We start from the raw sequence: 8370 nt of genomic DNA on the forward strand, positions 1-8370 counted from the left end.
TCGTTACTCGCGCTCTTCCTCTTCGAGCCATTCCAGCACGGGAATGGCCGCGGGCAAGAGTGGCGCGACCTCCACGGGAAGCGTCTGCCAGGCGATCGCCTGACCTTCGCGTCCGAGCGGCGTGCCCTTCCAGTCTGTCACCTTGCAGAAAAACAGACGCACGTACGCATGCGGATAGTCGTGCTCGAGCGTGCGCCAGAGCTGGCACCCGGTGACGTCGATACCCAGCTCCTCGTGCAGTTCGCGCCCGAGCGCCGCCTCGATGCTCTCCCCCGGCTCCAGCTTGCCGCCGGGAAATTCCCAATAACCTTCGTACGGCTTTCCTTCGGGCCGTTGCGCGAGCAGATAGCGTCCATCCGGCTGCACCATCACGCCGACGGCCACTTCCGTGACCTTGCGGCCGTCGGGCGCGATGTCGGTCTGAGAATCGGTCATTGCTTGCGCCCCGACCAGTCGCGCGCGAACTGCCAGGCGACGCGTCCCGAGCGCGATCCGCGTTCGAGCGCCCAGACGAGGGCGTCGCCGCGTGCGCTTTCGACCTCGGACTCATCGCAGCCGAAGTGCTTCAGCCAGTGGCTGACGATCGACAGATAATCGTCCTGCTTGAACGGATAGAAGCTGACCCAGAGGCCGAAGCGTTCCGACAGAGAAATCTTCTCCTCGACGACTTCGCCCGGATGAATCTCGCCATCGGACGTGTGCTTGTACGTCTCGTTGTCGCTCATGTATTCGGGCAGCAGATGGCGGCGGTTCGACGTCGCGTAGATCAGCACGTTGTCCGATTGCGCCGCGACCGAGCCGTCGAGCGCCACTTTCAGCGCCTTGTAGCCCGACTCGCCTTCCTCGAAGGAAAGATCGTCGCAGAACACGATGAAGCGCTCGGGCCGCATCGAGATCAGATCGACGATGTCGCCGAGATCGTGCAGATCGTCCTTGTCGACTTCGATGAGACGCAAGCCGTCCTTCGCGTAAGCGTTCAAACACGCTTTGATCAGCGACGACTTGCCCGTGCCGCGCGCGCCCGTCAGCAGCACGTTGTTCGCCGGCAGCTTCTTCACGAATTGCAGCGTGTTCTGCTCGATCAGGCCCTTCTGGCGGTCGATGTTCTGAAGGTCGTCTAGCGAGATTTGCGAGATAGCCGGCACGGGCTGCAGGAAACCGCGGCCCTGACGCTTGCGCCAGCGAAACGCCGTCGCGGATTCCCAGTCGATATCCGGCGCCGCGGGCGGCAACATGCCTTCGATGCGCGCGAGCACAGCTTCGGCGCGCGTGAGAAATTGTTCGAGCTTGTCCATGTTCGTATCGTTGCGCGCCGCCTGCTCAGGAACGGTAGTCGGCGTTGATGCTCACGTAGTCGTGGGAGAGGTCGCAGGTCCAGATCGTCGCTTGCGCGTTGCCGCGGCCGAGCAGAACGCGAATCGCGATCTCGCTCTTCTTCATCACGCGCTGGCCGTCTTCTTCCTTGTACTCGGGATTGCGGCCGCCCGCTTTTGCGACCAGCACGTCATCGAGATAGAGATCGATCTTGCCGACGTCGAGATCCGTCACGCCCGCATAGCCGATCGCCGCGAGAATGCGGCCGAGGTTGGGGTCCGACGCGTAGAACGCCGTCTTCACGAGCGGCGAATGGCCGATCGCATAGGCGATCTGACGGCACTCCGCCGCGTCCTTGCCGCCTTCGACGGTGACGGTCATGAACTTGGTCGCGCCCTCGCCGTCGCGCACGATGAGCTGCGCCAACTCCTGCGCCACCTCGGTCACGACGTCGCGCAGCGCGGCGTAGGCGGGCGAATCCGTCGAGGTGATCGCGGGCAGGCTCGACTTGCCCGATGCGATCAGGATGAACGAATCGTTCGTCGACGTATCGCCGTCGATCGTGATGCAGTTGAACGAGCGATCCGCGACATGCTTCACCAGCTCGTCGAGCACGGGCTGCGCGACGGTGGCATCGAAGGCGAGGAAGCCGAGCATCGTCGCCATGTTCGGGCGGATCATGCCCGCGCCCTTGCTGATGCCCGACAGCGTGACGATGTGTCCGTCGATCGTCACCTGGCGCGACGCCGCCTTCGGCAGCGTGTCGGTCGTCATGATGGCTTGCGCCGCATCGAACCAGTGCGCGGCTTTCTGATTCGCGAGCGCGGCGGGCAGGCCGGCCTTCAGGCGGTCGATCGGCAGCGGCTCGAGAATCACGCCCGTCGAGAACGGCAGGACCTGCTGCGCATCGAGGCCAGCGAGGCGTGCGAGCTCCGCGCAGGTTTCGCGCGCGTGCGCCATGCCCGGCTCGCCCGTGCCCGCGTTCGCGTTGCCGGTGTTCACCACGAGGGCGCGAATGCCCTTGCCGCCCTTGCCAGCCGCTGCGAGATGCTCGCGGCACACGGTGACGGGCGCGGCGCAGAAGCGGTTCTGCGTGAACACGCCCGCCACGCTCGCGCCTTCGTCGACGCGAATGACGAGCACATCCTTGCGATTGGGCTTGCGAATGTTCGCCTCGGCCCAGCCTAGCGTGACGCCGGCGACGGGATGAAGCGCTGCGGGATCGATCGAGGGGAAGTTGACGGCCATGTTCGCGACTCGGCTTGGTGGCGAGTGCCGGCGGGCGAGCCGGCACGGGATGGAAGACTGACGCCGCTCGGCCAGGCCGGATCGGCGTCGTGAATAAGGGAACCTGCAAAGACAAACGACGCATCGCTGCGTCGCTTGGTCGTAAGTCAGCAGCCGATTACACCAGCTTGCCGTGACAGTTCTTGTACTTCTTCCCGCTGCCGCACGGGCAGGGATCGTTGCGGCCGACCTTCGGCACGTCGTCCGGGCCGCGCGTCGCGACGCTGACATCGTCGCCGGCGCCCATCGCCTGGTTGACCATCTGCGCGGTGGCGCTCGCCGCCGCTGCCGCCGGCGTGGGCTCCGCGGCGGGCGCATTGAAGTCCGCATGCGTGAACGACACGTTCTCCAGATGGCTGCCCTTCTCTTCGTACTGCTCGGCGGCTTCCTCGAGCTGTTCCGGCGACTGAATCTGCACGTTCATCACGACGCGCGTGACTTCCTGCTTCACGGCATCGAGCATCGCGGCGAAGAGTTCGAACGCCTCGCGTTTGTACTCCTGCTTCGGATTCTTCTGCGCATAGCCGCGCAGATGAATGCCCTGACGCAGGTGATCGAGCGCGGCGAGGTGCTCACGCCAGCGGCTGTCGAGCGTCTGCAGCATGATCGAGCGTTCGAACGCGCTGAACGATTCGCGGCCCACCAGCGCGACCTTCGCCTCGTAGGCTTCGTCGGCGGCGGCGAGCACGGCTTCGCAGATTTCCTCGGCGTCGATCGAGTTCGACTCGTTGATCATCTCCTGAACGGCCAGGTCGAGCGACCAGTCGTTGCGCAGCACTTCTTCAAGCTCGGGCGCTTCCCACTGCTCCTCGATGCTGCCCGCCGGAATGAACGTGCGCACCACGTCGCCGATCACGCTGTGGCGCATCGCCGCGATGGTTTCCTGCACGTCGTTCGCTTCGAGCAGTTCGTTGCGCTGCTGGTAGATCACCTTGCGCTGATCGTTCGCGACGTCGTCGTATTCGAGCAGTTGCTTGCGGATGTCGAAGTTGCGCGCCTCGACCTTGCGCTGCGCGCCTTCGATCGAGCGCGTGACCATGCCCGCTTCGATCGGCTCGCCTTCCGGCATCTTGAGGCGGTCCATGATGGCGCGCACACGGTCGCCGGCGAAGATGCGCAGAAGCGGATCGTCCAGCGACAGATAGAAGCGCGACGAGCCCGGATCGCCCTGACGGCCCGCGCGGCCGCGCAACTGGTTGTCGATCCGGCGCGACTCGTGACGCTCGGTGCCGATGATGTGCAGGCCGCCCGCGGCCTTCACCTGATCGTGCAACGTCTGCCATTCGTCATGCAGCTTCTGGATGCGCGCGGCTTTTTCGTCCTCGGGAATCGACAGATCCGCTTCGATGAACGACGCCTGCTTCTCGACGTTGCCGCCGAGCACGATGTCCGTGCCGCGGCCGGCCATGTTCGTCGCGATCGTGACGACGCCCGGACGTCCCGCTTCCGCGACGATCGACGCTTCGCGCGCGTGCTGCTTCGCGTTGAGCACTTCGTGTTTGATGGCCGCCTTGGTCAACAGGCCGGACAGCAGTTCGGACGCCTCGATCGACGTCGTGCCGACGAGCGTCGGCTGGCCGCGCTCGACGCAATCGCGGATATCGCGAATCACGGCGTCGTAGCGCTCCTTCGAGGTCTTGTAGATCTGGTCCTGCTTGTCGGCGCGCTTCGGCGGACGGTTGGTCGGGATCACGACCGTTTCGAGGCCGTAGATTTCCTGGAATTCGTACGCTTCCGTGTCCGCCGTGCCGGTCATGCCGGAGAGCTTCGCGTACATGCGGAAGTAGTTCTGCAGCGTGATCGAGGCGAGCGTCTGGTTTTCGGCCTGGATCTGGACGTGCTCCTTCGCCTCCACGGCCTGATGCAGACCGTCCGACCAGCGCCGGCCGGTCATCATGCGGCCCGTGAACTCGTCGACGATCACGACTTCGCCGTTCTGCACCACGTAATGCTGATCGCGATGGAACAGCGTGTGCGCGCGCAACGCGGCATAGATGTGGTGCATCAGCGTGATGTTCTGCGGCGCGTACAGGCTTTCGCCTTCGCCGATCAGACCCCACTCGGCGAGCAGGCGTTCGGCCTTTTCGTGGCCCGATTCGGTCAGGAACACCTGGCGCGCTTTTTCGTCGAGCGTGTAGTCGCCCGGCTTCTCGACGCCCGTGCCGTCGGCCTTCTCCTCGCCGATCTGCTGCTCGAGCAGCGGCGGCAGCGCGTTCATGCGCACGTAGAGCTCGGTGTGATCCTCGGCCTGGCCGGAGATGATGAGCGGCGTACGCGCTTCGTCGATGAGGATCGAGTCCACTTCGTCGACGATCGCGAAATTGAGCGGCCGTTGCACGCGCGCGGTCGGCTCGTAGACCATGTTGTCGCGCAGGTAGTCGAAGCCGAACTCGTTGTTCGTGCCGTAGGTGATGTCTGCCGCGTAGGCCTCCTGCTTCTGCGCGTGCTCCATCTGCGACAGATTCACGCCGCAGGAAAGCCCGAGGAAGTTGTAGAGGCGCGCCATCCATTCGGCGTCACGCTGCGCGAGGTAGTCGTTCACCGTGACGACGTGCACGCCGCGGCCCGACAGCGCATTCAGATACGCCGCAAGCGTCGCGACGAGCGTCTTGCCCTCGCCGGTGCGCATTTCGGCGATCTTGCCGTAGTGCAGGACCATGCCGCCGATCAGCTGGACGTCGAAGTGGCGCATCTTCAGGACGCGCCGGCTCGCCTCGCGGCACACCGCGAACGCCTCGGGCAGGATCACGTCGAGCGATTCGCCGCCCGCGACCCGCTGGCGAAACTCGTCGGTCTTGGCGCGCAGTTGGTCGTCCGAGTACTTCTCGACGGTCGGCTCGAGGGCATTGATCGCCGCAACGGTCTTTTGGTACTGCTTGATCAGCCGCTGATTGCGGCTGCCAAAAATCTTTTGAAGGAAACCGGTCGTCATCGGATCAGTGTCTGCGTCGCGGCTTCGGACGGGCGCCAGCACCAGGCTGCGTCCGGGCTCGGAGAACCTCGGCGACTTAAGTCCATAAGGTGAAATTCGAATCGGGAATTTTAGCACGCGAGTCCGGCAGGCCTTGTGTCGGCGTGCCCGCGCGCGCGTCGGCCCGACGCGACAGTCAACGGGTTGAAAGCTGGGCCTGCGGGCAGCCCGGAAAAGGCTGCGCGCGTCAGGCTGTGCCCCGCCTCGCGTACAATCGAACCATCCCGTCAGGGTCCCGCACAATCAAAAATGAGCCGCTTTTCTACAAATTCAAGGCAGGCGCCGAAGCGATTCGATCCGCGCCGGCCGCAGGCGGTCGCCGACGTGCTCGATCGCACCGATGCGTTTCGCGCGCTGCGTGCGGGCGTCGAACAGGTGGCGGCGCTGCAGCGCGATCTCGGTTCGCTGTTGCCGGACTATCTGGCGTCAAACGTGGAGCCGGGATTCATCAAGGACGGCGTGCTCGCGCTTTTCGCCGCGCACAACGCGCTCGCCGCGCGGCTGCGGCATATCGAGCCGCGTCTTCTGTCGGACCTGCAGCAGCGCGGCTGGGCGGTCGACTCGCTGAAGATCCGCGTGCGCCCCCGGCCGATGACGGATCCGCCGCCGCCCAAGCAGGCGCGCATGTCGGCGGCGGGTGCATCCGCACTGCAGGAGCTCGCACAGGCGCTTCCGTCGTCGCCGTTGCAGGAGGCGCTCGCGAAGATGGCGGCGCGTCATGACGCGCGGCGTGCCCCGGAGCGCAAGAAGTAAATCGGACGTCCGGGCCGCACGTGTTTTTTCGAGCCCTCGCGCAGCAAATTCCGTCATTTAGCCTGACAGCAAACACTCGATTCGCCTTTTATATCGAGAGACAATCAGAAAAATATTAATTAAAAGATTATCTCGATAAAACCCGAAATCCTGGGAACACTTTTCATTACAAATGGAAAAGAGGCATTGCTAGAATCGCCGACGTTCATTTGGTCAGGCGCTAGCCATTTTCCGCCGACGACGCTGGAAATTCGGTTTCGGCTTATCCCTGCGTGCCCTTATCGCCCGCGATTCGTGGCGGCGCGCGCCATTGCGTGCCGAGCGCCTCGCGCCGCGCATTGGCTCGATCGCACTCATTTCACGCGGCCAAATGAATTGACATTCACCCACCCGAGCCATCGCCCTGGTGCAATGACCGATTTCCTCGTGCCAATTTTTTTCTCGCCCGCCGCGCTTCTTTTTTGCCCGGTTTTACTCGCGGCGATTTACGCGATGATCGCCGCGCTCGCCATGCCGCGATTCGAACGGCGCGTGCAAATCAATACGGTTGGTAGCGATCACGGCGTCAGCGTGCTGAAACCGCTTTGCGGCGCCGAGCCGCGCCTGTTCGAGAATCTTTCGACGTTTTGCGAACAGACGCATCGACGGTTCGAGCTGATTTTCAGCGTCGCGTCGGTCACGGATCCGGCCATCGAAACCGTTCGCCGCCTGCAGGCCGCGTATCCCGATTGCGCGATCCGCCTCGTGATCGACGCCCGCGAGCACGGCCGCAACCGCAAGGTGAGCAATCTCATCAACGCGTCGGCGCATGCCCGACACGAGATCATCGTGCTCGCAGACAGCGATATCGCCGTCACGCCGCGCTATCTCGAAACCGTGGCGGCGCCGCTCGCCGATCCCGCCGTCGGCGTCGTGACCTGCCTTTATCGCGCGGCGCCGGTCGGCGGAATCTGGACGCGCATCGGCGCGCTCTTCGTCAACGAATGGTTCGCACCCTCGGTGCGCGTCGCGCATGGCGGCGGCTCGCGGCGCTATGGCTTCGGCGCGACGCTCGCGCTCTCGCGCGCGACGCTCGACGCGATCGGCGGCTTTCACGCGCTCAAGGACTGCCTCGCCGACGACTATTACCTCGCCGAATATGCGCGCCGCGCCGGTCTGCGCACCGTGCTCGCGCCGATGATCGTCGGCACCGACGTGACCGAGCCCACGCTCGCCGCCCTGTGGCAGCGCGAGACGCGCTGGCTTCGCACGATCCGTTCGGTCAATCGCGCGGGCTTCGCGTTCCTGTTCATCACGTTCACGTTCCCGTGGATGTTCGCCGGCGCGGCGTTCGCGCTGACGGATGCGTCCGCGGCGCTGTCGCTGCCGCTGCTCGCCGCGTCGTGCGGCGGTCTCGCGGCGCGCGTCGCACTGCATGCACGAGAATCCCGCCATGCGCGCGCGTTCTGGCGCGACCTGCCGCTCGTGCCGGTGCGCGACACCTTGCTCGCGCTCGAATGGCTGGCAGCGGCGTTCGGTTCGAGCGTAGTCTGGCGAGGCTCGCAGTTGCCGGTCGGAGGCGGGGTGCTGCCGGAGACGGCGCGCGCCGTATCGCACGGACGCTGACTGCGACGGCGGCGCCGTGGTTCCCATCATTCATTCATCGCAACGCATGTTGCGGGAGCATCATTCATGAAGACGCTCTTTCTTCAGGCGCCGTCCTTCGACGGCTTCGACGGTGGCGCCGGCTCGCGCTATCAGGCCAAGCGCGAGATCCGCTCGTTCTGGTATCCGACGTGGCTCGCGCAGCCCGCCGCGCTGATCCCCGACAGCCGCGTGCTCGACGCGCCCGCCGACACGCTCTCAGTCGAAGCGACGCTCGACATCGCGCAACGATACGACCTCGTCATCATTCACACGAGCACGCCGTCGTTTCCGTCGGATGCGCTCTTCGCCGAATATCTGAAAAAGCGCGATCCATCGATTCTGATCGGCATGGTCGGCGCGAAGGTGGCCGTCGATCCGCACAACTCGCTCGCCGCGAGCGAGGCAATCGACTTCGTGTG

6 protein-coding genes and 1 pseudogene are annotated in these 8370 nt (G+C 64.7%); 3 read left to right on the top strand and 4 right to left on the bottom strand.

The window, feature by feature from the left end; genetic code table 11:
• Positions 1–3: 3 nt before the first annotated feature.
• The 4 genes from AWB83_RS32470 to secA form a co-directional block, all read right to left on the bottom strand.
• Positions 4–435: an NUDIX domain-containing protein gene (locus AWB83_RS32470; protein ID WP_087049724.1), complete on the bottom strand. Its 432-nt coding sequence runs from the start codon at positions 433–435 to the stop codon at positions 4–6.
• On the bottom strand, positions 432–1295 hold the full coding sequence (locus tag AWB83_RS32475; RefSeq protein WP_087049725.1) for an ATP-binding protein: 864 nt from the start codon (positions 1293–1295) through the stop codon (positions 432–434). Before AWB83_RS32475 ends, AWB83_RS32470 begins: the two co-directional genes overlap by 4 nt.
• 25 nt (positions 1296–1320) lie before the next feature.
• Positions 1321–2562, bottom strand: a complete 1242-nt coding sequence (gene argJ, locus AWB83_RS32480) for a bifunctional glutamate N-acetyltransferase/amino-acid acetyltransferase ArgJ (protein WP_087049726.1) — start codon at positions 2560–2562, stop codon at positions 1321–1323.
• A gap of 157 nt (positions 2563–2719) precedes the next feature.
• Positions 2720–5533, bottom strand: a complete 2814-nt coding sequence (secA, locus tag AWB83_RS32485; RefSeq protein ID WP_087049727.1) for a preprotein translocase subunit SecA — start codon at positions 5531–5533, stop codon at positions 2720–2722.
• 288 nt (positions 5534–5821) lie between these two features.
• Here secA and AWB83_RS32490 point away from each other — a divergent pair, with 288 nt between their 5' ends.
• From AWB83_RS32490 to AWB83_RS32500, 3 genes and pseudogenes are all read left to right on the top strand, one after another.
• Positions 5822–6325: a DciA family protein gene (locus AWB83_RS32490; protein WP_087049728.1), complete on the top strand. Its 504-nt coding sequence runs from the start codon at positions 5822–5824 to the stop codon at positions 6323–6325.
• Between the two features lie 411 nt (positions 6326–6736).
• The gene (hpnI, locus tag AWB83_RS32495; protein WP_087049729.1) at positions 6737–7930 is read left to right on the top strand and encodes a bacteriohopanetetrol glucosamine biosynthesis glycosyltransferase HpnI; all 1194 of its coding nucleotides are present in this window, start codon (positions 6737–6739) and stop codon (positions 7928–7930) included.
• 66 nt (positions 7931–7996) lie between these two features.
• Positions 7997–8370, top strand: a pseudogene (locus tag AWB83_RS32500) (hopanoid biosynthesis associated radical SAM protein HpnJ); the annotation flags it as partial.

Origin of the sequence: Caballeronia ptereochthonis, from assembly GCF_001545075.1 — a bacterium.
Taxonomy (GTDB): Bacteria; Pseudomonadota; Gammaproteobacteria; order Burkholderiales; family Burkholderiaceae; genus Caballeronia; species Caballeronia ptereochthonis.

Coding starts and splice junctions, on each gene's coding strand:
- hpnI (WP_087049729.1), top strand. CDS start 6,737: ATGACCGATTTCCTCGTGCCAATTTTTTTCTCGCCCGCCGCGCTTCTT.
- argJ (WP_087049726.1), bottom strand. CDS start 2,562: ATGGCCGTCAACTTCCCCTCGATCGATCCCGCAGCGCTTCATCCCGTC.
- AWB83_RS32475 (WP_087049725.1), bottom strand. CDS start 1,295: ATGGACAAGCTCGAACAATTTCTCACGCGCGCCGAAGCTGTGCTCGCG.
- AWB83_RS32470 (WP_087049724.1), bottom strand. CDS start 435: ATGACCGATTCTCAGACCGACATCGCGCCCGACGGCCGCAAGGTCACG.
- AWB83_RS32490 (WP_087049728.1), top strand. CDS start 5,822: ATGAGCCGCTTTTCTACAAATTCAAGGCAGGCGCCGAAGCGATTCGAT.
- secA (WP_087049727.1), bottom strand. CDS start 5,533: ATGACGACCGGTTTCCTTCAAAAGATTTTTGGCAGCCGCAATCAGCGG.